General features: G+C 65.8%; 15 protein-coding genes. 10 read left to right on the top strand and 5 right to left on the bottom strand.

All coding sequences use genetic code 11. From position 1 onward, the window contains the following. Position 1 precedes the first annotated feature (1 nt). The gene (locus IEW02_RS05055; protein ID WP_188543550.1) at positions 2-892 is read left to right on the top strand and encodes a LysR family transcriptional regulator; all 891 of its coding nucleotides are present in this window, start codon (positions 2-4) and stop codon (positions 890-892) included. 57 nt (positions 893-949) lie between these two features. On the opposite strand, the gene IEW02_RS05050 is transcribed toward IEW02_RS05055, so the two are convergent. Both IEW02_RS05050 and IEW02_RS05045 read right to left on the bottom strand, forming a co-directional pair. Continuing rightward, positions 950-1,345, bottom strand: coding sequence for a universal stress protein (locus IEW02_RS05050; RefSeq protein ID WP_188543549.1), 396 nt, complete (start codon positions 1,343-1,345; stop codon positions 950-952). Then, positions 1,342-2,355 (bottom strand): 2-hydroxyacid dehydrogenase, encoded by a 1,014-nt coding sequence (locus tag IEW02_RS05045; protein ID WP_188543548.1) that lies wholly within the window; start codon positions 2,353-2,355, stop codon positions 1,342-1,344. Before IEW02_RS05045 ends, IEW02_RS05050 begins: the two co-directional genes overlap by 4 nt. Before the next feature lie 364 nt (positions 2,356-2,719). Here IEW02_RS05045 and IEW02_RS05040 point away from each other — a divergent pair, with 364 nt between their 5' ends. Genes IEW02_RS05040 through IEW02_RS05005 form a run of 8 tightly spaced genes read left to right on the top strand, consistent with a single transcriptional unit; the run spans position 2,720 to position 11,305 of the window. Continuing rightward, the gene (locus tag IEW02_RS05040) at positions 2,720-4,300 is read left to right on the top strand and encodes an ABC transporter substrate-binding protein (RefSeq protein WP_188543547.1); all 1,581 of its coding nucleotides are present in this window, start codon (positions 2,720-2,722) and stop codon (positions 4,298-4,300) included. Between the two features lie 8 nt (positions 4,301-4,308). Then, a complete protein-coding gene (locus IEW02_RS05035) occupies positions 4,309-5,238 on the top strand; it encodes an ABC transporter permease (protein ID WP_188543546.1) in 930 nt (309 codons plus the stop codon). Positions 5,239-5,251: 13 nt separating this feature from the next. Beyond that, positions 5,252-6,235 (top strand): ABC transporter permease, encoded by a 984-nt coding sequence (locus IEW02_RS05030; RefSeq protein WP_188543545.1) that lies wholly within the window; start codon positions 5,252-5,254, stop codon positions 6,233-6,235. Then, on the top strand, positions 6,232-7,272 hold the full coding sequence (locus tag IEW02_RS05025) for an ABC transporter ATP-binding protein (protein ID WP_188543544.1): 1,041 nt from the start codon (positions 6,232-6,234) through the stop codon (positions 7,270-7,272). Before IEW02_RS05030 ends, IEW02_RS05025 begins: the two co-directional genes overlap by 4 nt. Next, positions 7,265-8,275: an ABC transporter ATP-binding protein gene (locus tag IEW02_RS05020; protein ID WP_188543543.1), complete on the top strand. Its 1,011-nt coding sequence runs from the start codon at positions 7,265-7,267 to the stop codon at positions 8,273-8,275. The genes IEW02_RS05025 and IEW02_RS05020 overlap by 8 nt, the downstream gene beginning before the upstream one ends. Continuing rightward, entirely contained in the window at positions 8,272-8,994 is a 723-nt protein-coding gene (locus IEW02_RS05015) for a sulfite exporter TauE/SafE family protein (RefSeq protein WP_188543542.1), read from the top strand. Before IEW02_RS05020 ends, IEW02_RS05015 begins: the two co-directional genes overlap by 4 nt. Before the next feature lie 11 nt (positions 8,995-9,005). Next, positions 9,006-10,355: an enolase C-terminal domain-like protein gene (locus IEW02_RS05010; protein ID WP_188543541.1), complete on the top strand. Its 1,350-nt coding sequence runs from the start codon at positions 9,006-9,008 to the stop codon at positions 10,353-10,355. Next, positions 10,352-11,305 (top strand): 2-hydroxyacid dehydrogenase, encoded by a 954-nt coding sequence (locus tag IEW02_RS05005; RefSeq protein WP_188543540.1) that lies wholly within the window; start codon positions 10,352-10,354, stop codon positions 11,303-11,305. Before IEW02_RS05010 ends, IEW02_RS05005 begins: the two co-directional genes overlap by 4 nt. 37 nt (positions 11,306-11,342) lie before the next feature. Here IEW02_RS05005 and IEW02_RS05000 read toward each other — a convergent pair whose 3' ends face one another. Both IEW02_RS05000 and IEW02_RS04995 read right to left on the bottom strand, forming a co-directional pair. Then, on the bottom strand, positions 11,343-12,470 hold the full coding sequence (locus tag IEW02_RS05000) for an acyl-CoA dehydrogenase family protein (protein WP_188543539.1): 1,128 nt from the start codon (positions 12,468-12,470) through the stop codon (positions 11,343-11,345). A 13-nt stretch (positions 12,471-12,483) separates the two neighbouring features. Continuing rightward, positions 12,484-13,662 (bottom strand): acyl-CoA dehydrogenase family protein, encoded by a 1,179-nt coding sequence (locus IEW02_RS04995; protein WP_188543538.1) that lies wholly within the window; start codon positions 13,660-13,662, stop codon positions 12,484-12,486. Positions 13,663-13,753: 91 nt separating this feature from the next. Here IEW02_RS04995 and IEW02_RS04990 point away from each other — a divergent pair, with 91 nt between their 5' ends. Further along, on the top strand, positions 13,754-14,329 hold the full coding sequence (locus IEW02_RS04990) for a histidine phosphatase family protein (protein WP_188543537.1): 576 nt from the start codon (positions 13,754-13,756) through the stop codon (positions 14,327-14,329). Here IEW02_RS04990 and IEW02_RS04985 read toward each other — a convergent pair. Further along, positions 14,311-16,554 (bottom strand): putative bifunctional diguanylate cyclase/phosphodiesterase, encoded by a 2,244-nt coding sequence (locus IEW02_RS04985; RefSeq protein WP_229745777.1) that lies wholly within the window; start codon positions 16,552-16,554, stop codon positions 14,311-14,313. The genes IEW02_RS04990 and IEW02_RS04985 overlap by 19 nt on opposite strands. Positions 16,555-16,673 lie beyond the last annotated feature (119 nt).

The following is a 16,673-nucleotide window of genomic DNA, read 5'->3' as shown; positions in this document are numbered from 1 at the left end:
CGTGTTCTCTTTAGCCCGGTTGTCCTGCTTCATCGCAGTCGCCGAGGAACTGCACTTCGGCCGCGCCGCCGAGCGCCTGCACATGACGCAGCCGCCGCTGAGCCGCCAGATCCAGCAGCTCGAGAGCGAACTGGGCGTGCAGTTGATCGACCGAACGTCGCGGTCCGTGACGCTGACTGCGGCGGGCGCGGCGTTCCTCCCCGACGCCCGCCGAATTCTGAACCTGTCGGAAGGTGCCGTCCTCACGGTGCGCCGGGTCCCCGCCGGCGACCTCGGCACAGTCGTGGTGGGCTTCACCGGAGCATCCGCCCATGCGGTGCTGCCCCAACTGCTCACCGCCGCGCGGGAGAGACTTCCCGACGTCAAACTCGTTCTACGGGAGATGGTCTCGGCCGTACAGCTGGAAGCGTTGACGAACGGAGAACTCGACCTCGGTTTGATCCGACCGATCCTGACCCGTCCGGGCATCGCGACCCGGCCTGTCCATCACGAACCCCTGATCGCCGCTCTGCCCGTCGGGCATCCCCTGGCGGACGCCGACGAGCTGACCGTGGACGACTTCGACGACCAGGCCGTGGTGATGTACTCCCCGGTGGACGCCCGCTATTTTCACGAGCTGTTGATCAGCATCTTCACGATCGTGGGCGCGTCACCCCGCTACGTGCAGTACGTGACCCAGATTCACACGATGCTGGTGCTGGTGAAGTCCGGCCTCGGCATCGCGCTGGTGCCGGCGTCGTCACAGACGATGCAACCGGAAGGCGTCGTCTTTCGGCCGGTCACGGCGATCCGGGACAACCCGGTGCAGATGAACGCAGCCTGGCGCGCAGACAATGCCAACCCGGCGCTGCATCGGCTGATGTCGGACGTGCTGACCGAGCTGCGTGTGTAGGTCGGGTGTGAAAAAGAGCGTCCTGACACTTCTTTTCGCGCCCGTGTGCGAAGCGCACTAATGCGGCGCGCCCACCGGCGGCTTGATGGCGGCCACGGGGCAGTGTGCGTCCAGAAGGACGCGCTGAACGACGCTTCCCATCAACAGCTTTCCGACCGGTGAGCGTCGCCGCATACCGATGACGAGCAAGCTGGCGCCTGCGTCGTAGGACGCATCGATGAGGTTGTCGGCATGGGTACGATCGCCGTCACCGATCGAGACTCGGTACTTCACGTCCAGTGCGTTCGCTTCCTCGCGGGCCGACTGCACGTTGGCGTCGAAGTCTGCGCGATCGGCAGCGTCACCGTCGGGAATCACCACGACATCGGTCTCGCGGAGCCGAGCTTCGGTGAAGCCGAAAGGCAAGGCGCCGAGGCCCTCCGGGGTAGGAATGTAACTGAGAACGATGGTCATGAGGTCGCCTGTCGTGGGGGGAGTACGGGGGTGGTCAGCGTTCCGGCCGCGAGGAACTCGTCGAGATTCTCGAGGGTCAACGCCTCCATGGCGGCCCGTGTCTCGACGGTGCCGCTGGCCAGGTGCGGGAGCAGGACGACCGAGTCGAGTTCGAGCAGCGCCGGCGGTACGTCGGGTTCGTGTGCGAACACGTCGAGGCCGGCGCCCGCCAGTTGGCCGCGAGTCAGCAGGTCCACCAGCGCGTCCTCGTCGACCACGCTGCCCCGCGCGACGTTCACGAGGTATCCGTCGGGACCGAGCGCTTCGAGAACCTCACGGTCCACGAGCTTTTCGGTACCCGCTCCACCCGACGCCGCGACGACGAGCACGTCGACGTCCGCGGCCAGAGCGGTGACCGACTCGGCGTACGCGTACGGAGATCCGTCGATCTCGCTGCGGTTGTGATACGAGACAACGCATCCGAAGCCATCCAGACGTGTTGCGATCGCGCTTCCGATCCGTCCGAGTCCGACGATTCCGACCCGCTTTCCGGAGACCCGGCGGGTGAGGGGCACGTTGCCCTCGACAGGCCAGCGGCCGGCGCGGACGAAGCGATCCGCGAAGGACAGTCCGCGCATCACGTCGATCAGCAGTCCGAGTGCGATGTCGGCGACACAGTCGGTCAGGACGTCGGGCGTGTTGCTGACGCCGATACCGCGCTCCTTCGCACGTGCGACATCCGTTGTGTCGTAACCGACTCCGAAGTGCACGATCGCTCCGAGGGACGGCAGCGCGTCCATCAGCTCGGCGTCGACGCCTGTGCGCCCGGACGTCACGACGGCGGTCACGTCGTTGCCGTGCGCGGCGAGAAAGTCCGCACGAGTGGCGTCGGTCGGCAGGATCGATGCACCGTATGCATCGCCGAGAGTGGCGGACAGCGACGGCTTCAGCGGTCCCACCTGAAGAACTTGACCGTGAATCTGTTGTGCCGCAGCGTTGTTCGCGTTCGACGGCGCGGTGTCGACGGTCATTCGGCAGTCCTCGTGCGTGAAGTCATACAGGTACGCTAAGCCGCAGCGTGAATACCTGTCCAACACGTAAATAACATGGACCGATACCGAAACGGTATCGAGAAGCAGCCATACCGCATGTCGTGAGCCGGCCGGTCACACGTTCCCCAGGTCAGGGAGCGAGACCAAGATCATCCGCCCCGCCTACGGAGCTGCGTACCAGCAATTTACGGCGCCGAGGACCGAAATGTCCGGTTGACGACCCCAACCCCGACTCCTACCGTGTGGTTACCGTCACAGACAGCCCCTCTACCGACGGTCGTCACAGCACCGTCGACCCAGCGCACCCTCGCCGGGCGGACCCCGACAGTCACCGGAGGACACCATGAGCCCTGCACCACCGACCGAGCGGGGGAACCGACGCCGCGTTGCAACGACTTTCGTTGCGGCACTGTCCGTTTCGGCTCTTGCCGTCGGATGCTCGGTAGCCAACTCCAACCAGGGGTCGGCAGCGGACTCGAACACGCTACGCATCGTCCTGCAGGAGGAACCGCCCACGCTCGAAGCGTGCGACGTCTCGCTCACGTCGGTGGGCGTCGTCGTTCGGTCCAACATCACCGAGCCCCTGATGGAACGCAACCCCACCACCGGCGACCTCGAGCCTCTGCTCGCGGAGTCCTGGGAGCGGACGTCCGACACCGAGTGGACCTTCAGACTGCGCCCCGGTGTCACCTTCAGCGACGGCACGCCGTTCGAGGCACAGGACGCCGCGCATTCCATCGAACGGACCGTCAACTCCGATCTGGGATGCAACGTCGAGGGCTACGTCTTCGGTGACGCAGATCTGGACGTGAACGTCGTCGACCCCCTCACCCTCACCGTCGCGTCTCCGGAGCCCGACCCCATCCTCCCGCTGCGCGTGTCCTTCGTCGAGATGCTTCCACGCACCACCAGCCTGACCGAGCGCGTCCGCGAACCCGTCGGCACCGGCCCGTACGCCATCGACTACTGGAACGCCGGCCAACGCCTGTCCCTCGTCCGCAACGAGACCTACTGGGGGACCGCGCCCGACTACGCCCGCGCCGTCTACCAGTGGCGCAGCGAGGGAAGCGTCCGCGCCTCGATGGTCGCCAACGGCGAAGCCGAGATCGCAGTCGGCCTCGGTCCCGAGGACGGAGCAGGCGACCTCGGTGTCGCGTACCCCAACAACGAGACCACCGCGGTGCGCATTCAGCTCGAGGAGCCGCCACTGGACGACATCCGTGTTCGTCAGGCGATCAATTATTCGGTCAATCGCGACGGCATCGTCAAAGCCTTGTTCCGCGGCATGGGTTCGCCTGCAGAACAATTGATCTCGAAGGGCGTCATCGGATTCAACGAAGAGATGAAGCCCTGGCCGTACGACCCCGAGAAAGCGCAGCAGTTGATCGAGGAAGCGCGCGCCGACGGTGTCCCCGTCGACGCCGAGATCCGCATGATCGGCCGCACAGGACAGTTCCCCAAGGTGAACGAGACCCTCGAAGTCATCCAGAACTCGTTGTCCGAGATCGGGTTGAACGTCTCGATCGAGATGACGGACTCCGCGGGTACCGCCGAGTACCAGGAACGACCGTTCCCGAAGGTCGGTCCCTACCTGCTGGTGATTCAGCACGGCAACCAGGCCGGTGACGCCGCCTTCACCGCCGATCAGTACATGCGTAGCGACGGCTTCCAGAGCGCCGGCGGAACACCGGCATTCGATGCCCGAGTGAACGAGGCGGCCGCGAAAACCGGTGAGGAACGCCAGGACGCGTACGCACAACTGTTCGCCGACGAACCGAAGGAAATCATGCAGATGGCGTTCATCGCGCACATGAACGGCGTTCTCGCGAAGGCCGAGACGGTCGACTACACCCCCAACTCCGCGACCGTGGACGAAATGCACCTCGCCGCCATGACCCGCGCCGACACCACCGAAACGAACTGAGGCCAGCGATGTTCAGATTCCTCCGCCGTCGGATCTACACCAGCCTCGTCCCGCTCCTGGTGGTCCTGATCGGGGTCTTCTTCCTGGCCCGGCTCACCGGTGACCCGACCAGCCTGTACCTGCCCGAGTCCGCGACACAGGCTCAGCGCGAAGCATTCCGGGCCACCAACGGATTCGACCAGCCCGTCCTGACCCAATTGTTCGACTACCTCAGCGGCGTGATCCACCTCGACTTCGGGGACTCGCTCCGCACCGGTGAGGAAGCGTCGACGATGGCGCTTCGCGCCTTCCCCGCCACCCTGCAACTCGCCTTCGCGACCATGTTCCTCGCCATCCTCGGCGCCGTGATCATCGGGTGCTGGGCGGCGTACCGTCCCAATTCCCTGGCCGACCGGATCTCGAGCCTCCTCTCGATGACGGCCGCGAGCATCCCCGACTTCTGGTTCGCGATCATGGGCGTCTACGTCTTCGCGATCCTGTTCGGCTGGTTGCCCACCTCGGGCGTCGACAGCGGCATCCTCTCCTGGGTCCTGCCGATCGCCACGCTGCTCATCCGGCCGCTCGGCGTGCTCACGCAGGTGGTGCGCGGCGCGATGGTCTCGGCCCTGTCCGCCCCGTACGTGCGGCTCGCGAGAAGCAAAGGCGCGGGGGAACTTCGCGTCGTGACTCATCACGCCCTGCGTAACGCTGCCGCACCCGCGCTCACCGTCGCCGGCGACCTCATGGTCGGTCTCGTGAACGGCGCCGTCGTCGTCGAAGCGATCTTCGGCTGGCCCGGTATCGGAAAGTTGATGATCGACGCCATCCTGCAGCGCGATTTCGCGGTGCTCCAAGCGGCCGTGCTCCTCACCGCGGTCAGCATCTTCATCCTCAACATCGTCATCGACGCCTGTTACGCGCTGCTCGACGCCCGCGTTCGCGACACGGCGAAGGTCTAGGAGGCCCACGATCATGTCACTCGACTTCGAACCGCCGAAAACAACGGAAGCGCCGGACGTTTCACCGATTCAGCCCGTCGACTCCAAGAACTCCCACCCACTGTGGAAGCTGCTGTTGCGTGACCGGGTCGCCACCGTGGCCGCGGGAATCCTGGTCCTCGTGTTCCTGGCCGCGATCTTCGGACCGATGATGATCGGCGACGCAGCCACCGACCAGGACCTCGACCGATCGAACCTCCGGCCGTTCACACTCGACACCGGGTGGATGAACGTCCTCGGCACGGACCCGTTGGGGCGCAGCATGTTCGCACGCCTCATCGTCGCCTCCCGCACCACCCTGTCGGTGGCCGTTCCGGCGGTACTCGTCTCCTGCATCGTCGGTTCCGTCATCGGTATGTGGGCCGGCTACCACCGCGGCTGGCGCGAGACGACGGCGATGCGCATCGCCGACGTCATCATGAGCTTTCCGTCGTTGCTCATGGCCGTCGTGGTGCTCTACGTCTTCTCCCCCAGCGCCGCGAACATCGTTCTGGTCCTGGCCGTCACGCGCATCCCGATCTACCTTCGCACCGCTCGCGCCGAATCGGCCGAGCTCCAGAGCAGGTTGTTCGTCGACGCTGCTCGTACGTTCGGAGCCAAGAGCGGGGCCGTCATCTGGCGACACGTCTTCCCGATTCTGCTTCCGACACTTCTCACCGTCGCGACACTGGACTTCTGCTACGTCATGCTCGCCGAATCGTCACTGTCGTTCCTCGGCATCGGCATTCAGCCGCCGGACATCAGCTGGGGACTGATGGTCTCCCAGGGCCGGACCTACCTCCAGTCCGCATGGTGGCTCTCGTTCTTCCCCGGTCTCGCGATCGTCGTCACCACGGTGTCGGCAACCATCCTCGCCGCGTGGGCGCGTATCGCCACCGACCCCGCGCAGCGCTGGCGCCTGACCCTCCCTCGCACGCAGCGGGCTCGCCTCGCATTCCGCAGAAAGGCATCGAAATGAGCGCTCCCGCAGCGGTCCACACATCAGCCGTCGGCGACCAAGCCCGCATCGCCCTCGACGTCAGCGGTCTGACCGTCGACATCCGCACACCGTCGGGCGTCCTCCGCGCCGTCGACGGCGTCTCCTTCGTCGCCGTCCGCGGCGAAACTCTGGCGCTGCTGGGCGAATCCGGGTGCGGCAAGTCGATGACGGCACAGGCCGTCGTCGGTCTGCTCGAACCCATCGCCGACATCACCTCGGGGTCCGTCGTCCTGGGGGAGGTCGATCTGGTCTCCGCATCCGCCAAGACACGCCGCACCCTCGCCGCCACCGAACTGGCCATCGTGTTTCAGGACGCGCTGACCGCTCTGAACCCCGTCTACACCGTCGGGACGCAACTGGGTGAGTCCTTCCGCATCCATCGAGGCCTGTCCGCGAAAGAGGCCAAGGTGGAGGCAATTTCGCTGATGCGACGCGTCGGGATCCCCGAGCCGGAATCCCGCGTCGACTCCTATCCCCACCAGTTCTCCGGCGGTATGCGCCAGCGACTGTTGATCGCGATGGCCGTGGCGTTGAGTCCGTCGGTCCTTCTCGCCGACGAACCCACCACCGCACTCGACGTGACGGTGCAGGCGCAGATCATGACGTTGCTCAAAGGCCTTCGGACCGAACACGACATGGCCGTGGTGCTGATCACGCACGATCTCGCACTCGTCTCCGAGGAAGCCGACCGCGTTGCCGTCATGTACGCCGGCACGGTGGTCGAGACCGGGCGGGTCGCCGAGGTGTTCGCGGATCCTCGACATCCGTACACCAAGGGTCTGCTCGACTCGGTACCCGTCGGCGTGACCCGCGGCCACGACCTGAAGTCGATCGGCGGTACCCCGCCCGATCTGAAATCGGTACCGACCGGCTGCGTCTATCAGGATCGATGCCCGTTGGTGAGCCAAATCTGCATCGACACCAGACCGCCGTTGACCGCGGTGGGGCCCGACCGATTCGCGGCGTGCCACTTCAGCGACGACGTCGCCACGATGGAGGAAACCAGCCATGCCTGAACAACTTCTGACCGTTCGTGGTCTGACCAAGACGTTCACCGTTCCCGCGGCGAAGAACGGTAACAACAAGCTCAAAGCGCTGGACGGCATCGACCTCGACCTCCACGCAGGCGAAACTCTCGGCCTGGTCGGCGAATCCGGTTGCGGCAAGTCGACGTTGGCGCGCACCCTGATGATGCTCGAGCGCCCGAACGGCGGCACCCTCGCATGGGACGGCGTCGACCCGTTCTCGCTCAAGGGCAAGGATCTGCTGGCGCTGCGCCGGCGCGTACAGATGGTGTTCCAGGATCCCTACGCATCCTTGAACTCGCGAATGTCCGCCGCCGACATCATCTCCGAGCCGTGGCGCACCCACAAGGACCTCTACCGCACCAAGCGCGACCGCGCCGCCCGTGTGCGCGAGCTGCTGCACCTCGTCGGCCTGCGCCCGAGCGACGAGCACCGATTCCCGCAGGAGTTCTCGGGCGGTCAGCGTCAGCGCCTCGGCATCGCCCGTGCTCTGGCACTCGACCCGAAGGTCGTCATCTGCGACGAACCCGTGTCGGCGCTGGACCTGTCGGTGCAGGCTCAGGTACTGAACCTGTTGGGCGACTTGCAGAAGCAACTCGGCATCGCTTACGTGTTCATCTCCCACGACCTGTCCGTGGTGCGCCACGTCGCCAATCGCGTGGCCGTGATGTACCTCGGCCGCATCGTCGAGACCGGCGAGACCGAGGACGTGTTCGACCGGCCGTCGCACCCGTACACCGAAGCCCTGATGTCCGCCGCTCCGACGCTGGACCCGACGTCGCGACGGACGAAGATCATCCTCGAAGGTGAGGTGCCGTCTCCGCTGAACCCGCCGTCGGGCTGCCGATTCCGCACGCGCTGCCGTCACGCCACCGACGTGTGCGCGTCGGCGACACCTCCGGTGGCCGTCGACCCGTCCTCGCCCGACCACGTGGCCGAGTGCTACCACCCACGCGGGGCGGTCGACCTCGGTGTACCGGTCGCGGTCGGGTGACCGCGGTCCAGTTCACGATCGTGGCCGTCGCGGTGTTCGCGGCGTCCTGCATGCAGGCGTCGATCGGCTTCGGGATGGGGATGCTCGCGGCTCCCGTTGTGGCCCTGGTCGATCCGACGTTGGTACCCGGAATCATCATCATGCTCGCGACGGTGCTGACGCTGGTGGTCGTGGTGAAGGAACGCAGCAGCATCGACCTCCGCGGCACCGGGTGGGCCCTGGTCGGCCGAGTTCCGGGCACCCTCGCCGGAGCCGGCATCCTCCTGCTGTTACCCCCACGAGGACTGGCCATCCTTCTCGCGTGCGTCGTTCTCGGCGGCGTCGCCGCCGCATCCGTCGGCTGGGCTCCCAGGCCGCACCGACGCAACCTCGTGGTCGCAGGGGCAGCGTCGGGTCTGTTCGGGACGGCCACCTCGATCGGCGGTCCACCGATGGCGCTGGTGATGCAGCGCAGTGTCGGAGCCAATTTGCGCGGCACCATGAGTGCGTTCTTTCTGGTCGGGTCGATCATGTCGCTGATCGTTCTCGCGGTGACCGGTGCAGTTCACCGGGACACCGCGGAGATGTTCCTGATCCTCGTCCCCGTGGCCGTACTCGGTTACGTCGCATCACGATTCGTCAACCGGGTTCTGGACCGGGAGCGGATGCGTCGCACGTCCATCGTGGTGTCGGCCGCCGGCGCCGTCGTCCTGGTCGGCCAACAACTGTTCCTACTGTGAAAGGTGAATCCATGAACGCAACACCGGTGGTGTCGACCATGCGGGTCGTACCCGTGGCAGGCCGAGACAGCATGCTGCTCAACCTCAGCGGTGCGCACGCGCCGTTCTTCACCCGAAACCTGGTGATCCTGACCGACTCCGACGGACGCGTCGGTGTCGGCGAGGTGCCGGGCGGGGAGCCCATCCGGCGGACGCTCGACGACGCTCGCGCGTTCGTGGTGGGCCGGACCATCGGCGACCACAACGCGATACTCGCATCGATGCACGCCGCGTTCGCGGACCGCGACTCGGGCGGTCGCGGCGCCCAGACCTTCGACCTCCGCATCGCGGTGCACGCCGAGACGGCCGTCGAGTCGGCGTTGCTCGACCTGCTCGGGCAGTACCTCGGGGTCAGTGTCGCAGCTCTTCTCGGAACCGGACAGCAGCGGGACAAGGTGCAGGCTCTCGGCTACCTGTTCTTCGTCGGCGACCGGAACAAGACCGGCTTGGACTACGTGAGCGGCAACGACGAGAGCGACGACTGGATGCGTCTGCGCCATCAGGAAGCGTTGACTCCGGACGCCGTGGTAGCGCTGGCGGAAGCCGCTCAGGCCCGCTACGGATTCCAGGACTTCAAGCTCAAGGGAGGCGTTCTGCCCGCCGCCGAGGAAGCACTGGCGGTCCGAGCGCTCGCAGAACGCTTCCCGACGGCGCGCATCACGCTGGACCCGAACGGAGGCTGGTTGCTGAAGGACGCGATCGAGACCTGCCGCGGACTACGTGACGTGCTGGCCTACGCCGAGGACCCCGTCGGACCGGAAGGGTCGTTCTCCGGACGCGAGGTCATGAGCGAATTCAAGAGGGCCACCGGCCTTCCCACCGCCACCAACATGATCGCCACCGACTGGCGCGAGATGGGGCACACCATCCGTTCCGGCGCTGTCGACATCCCCCTCGCCGACCCGCACTTCTGGACCATGAACGGCTCCGTCCGCGTCGCCCAGCTGTGCGACGCGTGGGGCCTGACGTGGGGATCGCACTCCAACAACCACTTCGACGTATCGCTCGCGATGTTCACCCACGTCGCGGCCGCCGCGCCCGGCACCGTGACCGCGATCGACACGCACTGGATCTGGCAGGACGGGCAGCGCATCACGACCGAACCCTTCCCGATCGTCGACGGTTACCTGACGGTCCCCGACCCCGCGACCGGCAGCAAGGCCGGTCTCGGCGTCGAACTGGACATGGAGCGAGTCGAGGCGGCTCACGAGCTCTATCAGCGCGAAGGTCTCGGGTCGCGCGACGACGCCGTCGGTATGCAGTATCTGATCCCCGACTGGACGTTCGACAGCAAACGACCCGCGTTGGTGCGGTCTCGATGAAGATCGTCGTGGGCGACCGAAACCTACTGCCGCACAGAGGGTTGTTCGAGTCGCTGGTGCCCGAGGACGCGACGGTCTCGTGGCACCGCCGCTTCGACGAGGACGCGATCGCTGCGGACCTCGTGGACGCCGACGTCTACGTCGGGGGACGCGTGACGCCGGCCATGGCCGAGGCGGGACGCGGATTGGCCCTGGTCCACGTCGCGGGTGCGGGGACCGACAAGATCGCGTTCGACGCGCTGGGCTCGGACACGTCGGTGCTCACCACCTCGCACCACGAGGACTCCATCGCGGAGTACGTCGTGTCCGTCGCGGTTCTGCTCAGGCGTGGTCTGATTCAGCAGGACCGGTCGTTGCGGTCGGGCGTCTGGGCGACGTCGGTGTACGACGACCTGATTCCGCAGCCACGCACCCTGCGGGGCGCACGCATCGGGTTCGTGGGATTCGGCAACATCGGCCGGCGAACGTGGGAGTTGTTGCGCCCCTTCGGGTGTGACGGCGCTGCGGTCACCGGACGCGGCACGGTCGACGCCGAGGTCGACGGGCTGCGGTGGGCGTCGGACACGAGCGGGTTGATTTGCCTGATGACCGAATCCGACGTGGTGGTGGTCTCGACACCGCTCAACTCGATGACCCGCGGGATGATCGGCACGTCCGAACTACATGCACTCGGCCCCGACGGGATCCTGATCAACGTCGCCCGTGGTCCCGTAGTTGATGAAGACGCTCTGTTCGACGCGTTGTCCACCGAGACGATCGCAGGCGCCGCCGTCGATGTCTGGTACTCCTACCCCGACCCTCACGGCCGCGGCGAGCCGAGCCGACTGCGGTTCGCCGACCTGACGAACGTGATCATGACCCCGCACTCGTCGGGGGTCACGCGCGACACGTTCGTAGGCCGGGTACGCGAGATCGCGACCAATGTGTGCCGCTTCGCGGCTCGGGTGTGAAAAAGAGTGTTGGAGGACTCTTTTTCACACCCGTGCGTTACACGCCAAGCATCTCGTGATCGGTCAGCGCCTCGGTGATGACGCGCAGGTGATCGTCCGTGCTGCCGAGCGTGTGCTCGATCGCGGTGAGACGAGACGTGTAGTGCCCCACCGGGTATTCGGCGGTGACGCCGATGCCGCCGTGCAACTGAATGGCTTCCTGGCCGATCAACCGCGCCGACCGACCGATCTGCAGCTTGGCCCGTGACGCGATGACCGGATCGACACTGCCGTCGGCCAGCGACATCGTGGCGTAGAGAACCATGCTGCGCGCGAGCTCGAGCTGGATGTACATGTCCGCGGCGCGGAAGGTGAGCGCCTGGAACTTCGCCAACGGAACCCCGAACTGCTTGCGCTGCTTGAGGTAATCGGTGGTGAGTCGCAACGCTTCCTCCATCGCGCCCAACGCCTCCGCCGCGAGAGCGGCCTGAGCGCGGACGTCGGCCGCAACGACCGCCGCAGTGGCGTCGCCACCGTCGCCGAGCACCTCGGCCGCCACATCGGTGAACTCCACCGAGGCGCCGCGGAGACCGTCGTGGGTGCGGTAGTTCTTGCGCACCAGACCGGTGGCGTCGGCGTCCACCAGGAACAAGCCAACGCCGCCGTCGGGCAGGGCGGCACTGACTACGAAGGTACCGGCGCAATCACCGTGCAGGACCGGGTTCTTCACTCCGGAAATCGACCACGAGCCACCGTCTTCAGCGGCTTTGGTGGTGGAAGCCTGTGCAGGCCAGCGTGATCCGGGCTCGGAATTGGCGAACGCCAAGAGCAGTTGCCCTTCCGCCACCGCGGTCAGGACGCGCTGGCGCTGCTCGGTCGAGCCGACCTCGGAGATGAGCCCGCCGGGAATGAGAACCGCGTCGAGCAGCGGTTCGGGCGCAAGTCGTCGACCGATCTCGGTCATCACGGCCAGGGTCTCCACCGGACCGGCGCCCATGCCGCCGTCGTCCTCGGCAAAGCTCAGACCCAACAGGCCGAGCTCCGCGAACTGCTTCCACACCGACTCGCTCCACCCCAGGTCCGTCTCAAGGGTCGTCTTGCGCTTCTCGAGGTCGTAGCTGCGGGAGAGTACTTCGCGGACGGTGTCGCGCAACAACTTCTGTTCGTCGTCGAAATCGAATTGCATGTCGCTCGTTCTCCTACAGGCCCAGAATGCCGGATGCGATGATGGTGCGCTGAATCTCGTTGGAACCGCCGTAGATCGACGTCTTACGGAAGTTCAGGTAGGTGGGCGTCGCGCGTTGCGCCCACGCCGGGGACGGCGAATCGTCACCCGCATCGAACGGCAACGAATCGGGCCCTGCCACGTCGGCAAGAATCTCCGTCGCCGCCTGCTGCAGTTCGCTGCCACGGAGCTTCAGGACCGACGATGCCGGATTCTCCTTGCCCGCATCGTAATCGGCGACGATGCGCAGCTGGGTGAGCTCCAGTGTCAACGCCTGATTCTCCAGTTCGGCGAATCGTGAGGCGAAGATCGGATCGTCGAGCAGCGTGCCCGAACCGACCTTGGTCTCCCCGGCCAGCTTCTTTGCCTGTGCCAGTTTGGTCTTGGTCCAGCCGAGACGAGTGATCCCGGTGCGCTCATTGCTCAGGAGGAACTTCGCGTAGGTCCAGCCGGCGTTCTCCTCGCCGACGAGGTTCTCCACCGGGACGCGCACGTCCTCGAACCACACCTCGTTGACCTCGACGCTGCCGTCGATGAGCTTGATGGGACGCATCTCGATGCCCGGGGTCTTCAGATCGACCAGGATGAACGAGATTCCGGCCTGCTTCTTCGGAGCGTCCGGGTTGGTGCGAGCGAGGACGAAGATCCAGTCGGCGTACTGCCCCAGCGTGGTCCACGTCTTCTGCCCGTTGATGACGTACTCTACGCCGTCCCGAATGGCAGTGGTGCGCAACGACGCGAGGTCCGATCCCGCTTCGGGCTCGGAGAAGCCCTGGCACCACCATATGTCGAGGTTGGCCGTCGGCGGAAGGAACTTCTGCTTCTGCTCCTCCGAACCGAAGGTGGCGATGACGGGTCCGACCATCGACGCGTTGAACGCCAGGGGCTCGGGCACCGACGCCAGCTGCAGCTCGTCGAGCCAGATGTGATGCTGCATCGGCGTCCAGTCACGGCCGCCCCACGAGGTGGGCCAGTGCGGCGTCGCCAAGTTGTGCTCGTTGAGGATGCGCATCGTGGTGATCATGTCCTCGCGACCCTGCGGGTTCGCGCCACTGGCGTTCCGCTCGCGCAGATCCGCGGGGATCTTGTTTCTGAAGAACGTCCGCATCTCGTCGCGGAACGCGACTTCGTCTTCCGTCAATGCCAAATTCATGTCAGCCTCTTTCCAGTCCACTCTGACCGATACTTGTGACCGTACTCCCCGGTAACCTGGCCTCCGCCGTTCCGTAGGCTTACCCCTCATTATGACTTTCGTCGCGCTGGTCCGACACGGAGAAACCGACTGGAACGCCCGCGGTCGTCTTCAGGGATCGTCCGACATCCCGCTGAACGAGTACGGGCGGGAGCAAGCGCTGGAGGCGGCGAACGAACTCGGACGATCCCGGTGGGATCTGCTGGTCAGCTCGCCCTTGTCCCGCGCCAGCGAAACCGCGGACATCATCGGCGCCTCGATCGGACTGAGCCGTAGCGCGACGTTCGACGACCTGGCCGAACGACACTTCGGGGAGGCCGAGGGTCTCAGCGACTTCGAGGCGTACTCGTACTGGCCCGACGGCCGCTACCCCGGAATGGAACCGCGCAGCGACCTGATCGAGCGGGGACGATCGCGCTTGGACGCGCTCGCCGACGAGCATCCGACGGGCGCCCTGGTGGTCGTCGCGCACGGTGGTGTCATCCGGGCGATTCTCGATTCGGTGCTACGGCGACCGTCGCCTCGCATCGTGAACGCGGGCGTCAGCACGCTCAGCAACGAGAGCGGGAAGTGGACGGTGCACACCGTCAATTCGCTGCCGCTCGGGGACTATCGCTGGCGGTTCTGAGCCGACAACCACGTGTCGAGCGGTGCGGGCCGGCCGAACAGGAACCCCTGAGCGAACGTGCACCCCATCTCGGTGATGACCGCCATCTGCTGCTCGGTCTCGACGCCCTCGGCGACGGCAGTAATAGACATGGCCTCGGCCATCGAGGTGATGGCGGCGAGCAGCGACAGCGCCGAGGGGGCGTGACCGATCTCCGCCACGAACGACTTGTCGATCTTGAGCACCGAAATCGGCATGTTTCTCAACCGACTCAGCGAGGAGTATCCCGTTCCGAAATCGTCGAGGACGACGAGTACTCCCTGAGCGGCGAGGGCGACGAGGACCGATTCCGCTTTCTGTGCGTCGTCGACGAGCATGCTCTCTGTCACTTCCAAGCCCAGGCAATCACCGTTGACGCCGTGCTTGGCCAGAGTCTCACGCACCAACCCCGGAAGACTGTCGTCGCGAAGCTGTTTCGCGGAGACGTTGACCGACATCGACACGTCGGGGTGACCGTCTGCGCGAAGACGCGCCAGATCGGCGATCGCGGTGTCGAGAACCCAGGCACCGATCTCCTCGATGATGTTCGTCGACTCGGCAACAGGAACGAAGTCGCCCGGCGAGACGAGAACACCGTCGTGATGCCACCGCAGGAGCGCCTCGAAGACCAGCGTCCGGCGTGACCGAGTGGCCACGATGGGCTGGTAGTAGACCTCGAACTCCCCGCGGGCGACGGCGCCGCGCAGGGCTGTGGCAACGGCGAGCTCCCGCATCGCCGTGTGGCGCAGTGACTCGTCGAAATAGGACAGCGCGCCCGCACCCCGCTTCTTGGCGTAGTACATCGCGGTGTCGGCCTCGCGGATCACGTCGTCGAGCCCACCCGGACCGGCCTTCGTCGCACCCCGCGCGATTCCGACCGCGGCCGTGACATAGAGGATGATGGGTCCGAGGGCGAACGGCCGACTCACGCTGTCGATAATATTGCGCGCCAACGATTCCGATGAAGCTCGATCGAGGTCGGTGACCACGACGAATTCGTCCCCCGAGTACCGCACGACAGTATCGCCGGGTGCCACAGCGGTTCGAATGCGAGATGCCGCCGCGGCGATCAGATCGTCGCCCACTCGGTGACCGTAGGAGTCGTTCACGATCTTGAAGTTGTCGAGATCTACGAACAGGACCGTGGAGTCCCCCGCTGCCACATAGCTCCCAAGGGCGGCTCGATTGGGCAGCCCGGTCAGCGAATCGTGCCCGGCGTCGTGACGAGCACGGTCCTCGCTGCGCTGAGCGCGACGCAGTGCCCGCTCCCCACGCAGAAACGTCACGAGGACGACCAGCATCAGAATGACCGTCCGGAAGACCAGGTCGGCACGCGTGGTCGCCGTGATCAGGAGCGGTACGAGCGCGCAGGTCACCAGGAGCGCCAGCAACGCCGCCCCTCGCCCGCCGGTGCGCGCGAGAGCGGGAAGCGGTAGATCCGCCACCGCTGTCATAGACCGGTTGCATGCGGCCGCAGCGAACGACACCACACCGACCCCGAACGTGATGTCGTACAGCCATGCGGGCGGATAGGGACCGCCACCGACGGCGACCGCGGCAGCCATGTCTCCGACGAAGAACACTGCGAATCCCACCGACATCCACAGCACGGACCTGTTGGTACCGCGCGAAGCGACGACGAGATACATGGTCAGAGTGAGCATCCCGGCGTTGAACGCCGGATAGAAACCGGCGGGGATGGCCGGCTCGGGCGTTCCGGTCAGCGACAGCACGGGGGAAAGGAAGAGCACCCAGGTCACCAGTAGGACACCGAGGGAGATCAGAACACCGTCGATCAGGGGAGTCATGTCCAGCTGCGTCCGACGGTTCGCGATCCACCAGATCAGGCCAACCGTCATGGCGACGTATCCGACCAGCCGGAAGACGTCGGGCAGGGCCACAACCCCTGAGGACCCCCAGTGGCAGACGCCGGTCACGAACGCACCCAGATACATCAGGAGGGCGGTGGCGACGAACCACCACATGACCGGTTCCCGCGGCCTGTTGCGTGCGATCCCGGCAGCGACAGCGATCACCGACCCAAAGACGACGACTCCGATGAACAGGGAGCCGACACCAAGAAGTCTGGCCACCTCGGACGCAAGGGCGAGAGCAAGTGCCACCGAGACGACCTGAATTACGAAGGTGCGCGCACCCCTGTTTGGACCGCGCGCGGCGTCGTCTCGCGCATCGACCGTCTCGGTCACCAGCCCACTTCCTGGAGCATCGCATTTCCCATTGAATACCCCGCCCAGGCCATTATTCGGGATGCGCTCTTTTCGTGGGGAGGTATTGAGCCGAGCCGAGCCGGGAGTGACCGCCACCG

The organism is Rhodococcoides trifolii (assembly GCF_014635345.1).
Classification (GTDB): domain Bacteria; phylum Actinomycetota; class Actinomycetes; order Mycobacteriales; family Mycobacteriaceae; genus Rhodococcoides; species Rhodococcoides trifolii.
The sequence above is the reverse complement of the archived record's forward strand: the minus strand, read 5'-3'. Positions and strand labels throughout refer to the sequence as shown.

Excerpts from the sequence above, each read along its gene's own strand:
- IEW02_RS05050 (WP_188543549.1), bottom strand. The coding sequence starts at position 1,345 with ATGACCATCGTTCTCAGTTACATTCCTACCCCGGAGGGCCTCGGCGCC.
- IEW02_RS05045 (WP_188543548.1), bottom strand. The coding sequence starts at position 2,355 with ATGACCGTCGACACCGCGCCGTCGAACGCGAACAACGCTGCGGCACAA.
- IEW02_RS05040 (WP_188543547.1), top strand. The coding sequence starts at position 2,720 with ATGAGCCCTGCACCACCGACCGAGCGGGGGAACCGACGCCGCGTTGCA.
- IEW02_RS05035 (WP_188543546.1), top strand. The coding sequence starts at position 4,309 with ATGTTCAGATTCCTCCGCCGTCGGATCTACACCAGCCTCGTCCCGCTC.
- IEW02_RS05030 (WP_188543545.1), top strand. The coding sequence starts at position 5,252 with ATGTCACTCGACTTCGAACCGCCGAAAACAACGGAAGCGCCGGACGTT.
- IEW02_RS05025 (WP_188543544.1), top strand. The coding sequence starts at position 6,232 with ATGAGCGCTCCCGCAGCGGTCCACACATCAGCCGTCGGCGACCAAGCC.
- IEW02_RS05020 (WP_188543543.1), top strand. The coding sequence starts at position 7,265 with ATGCCTGAACAACTTCTGACCGTTCGTGGTCTGACCAAGACGTTCACC.
- IEW02_RS05010 (WP_188543541.1), top strand. The coding sequence starts at position 9,006 with ATGAACGCAACACCGGTGGTGTCGACCATGCGGGTCGTACCCGTGGCA.
- IEW02_RS05005 (WP_188543540.1), top strand. The coding sequence starts at position 10,352 with ATGAAGATCGTCGTGGGCGACCGAAACCTACTGCCGCACAGAGGGTTG.
- IEW02_RS05000 (WP_188543539.1), bottom strand. The coding sequence starts at position 12,470 with ATGCAATTCGATTTCGACGACGAACAGAAGTTGTTGCGCGACACCGTC.
- IEW02_RS04995 (WP_188543538.1), bottom strand. The coding sequence starts at position 13,662 with ATGAATTTGGCATTGACGGAAGACGAAGTCGCGTTCCGCGACGAGATG.
- IEW02_RS04990 (WP_188543537.1), top strand. The coding sequence starts at position 13,754 with ATGACTTTCGTCGCGCTGGTCCGACACGGAGAAACCGACTGGAACGCC.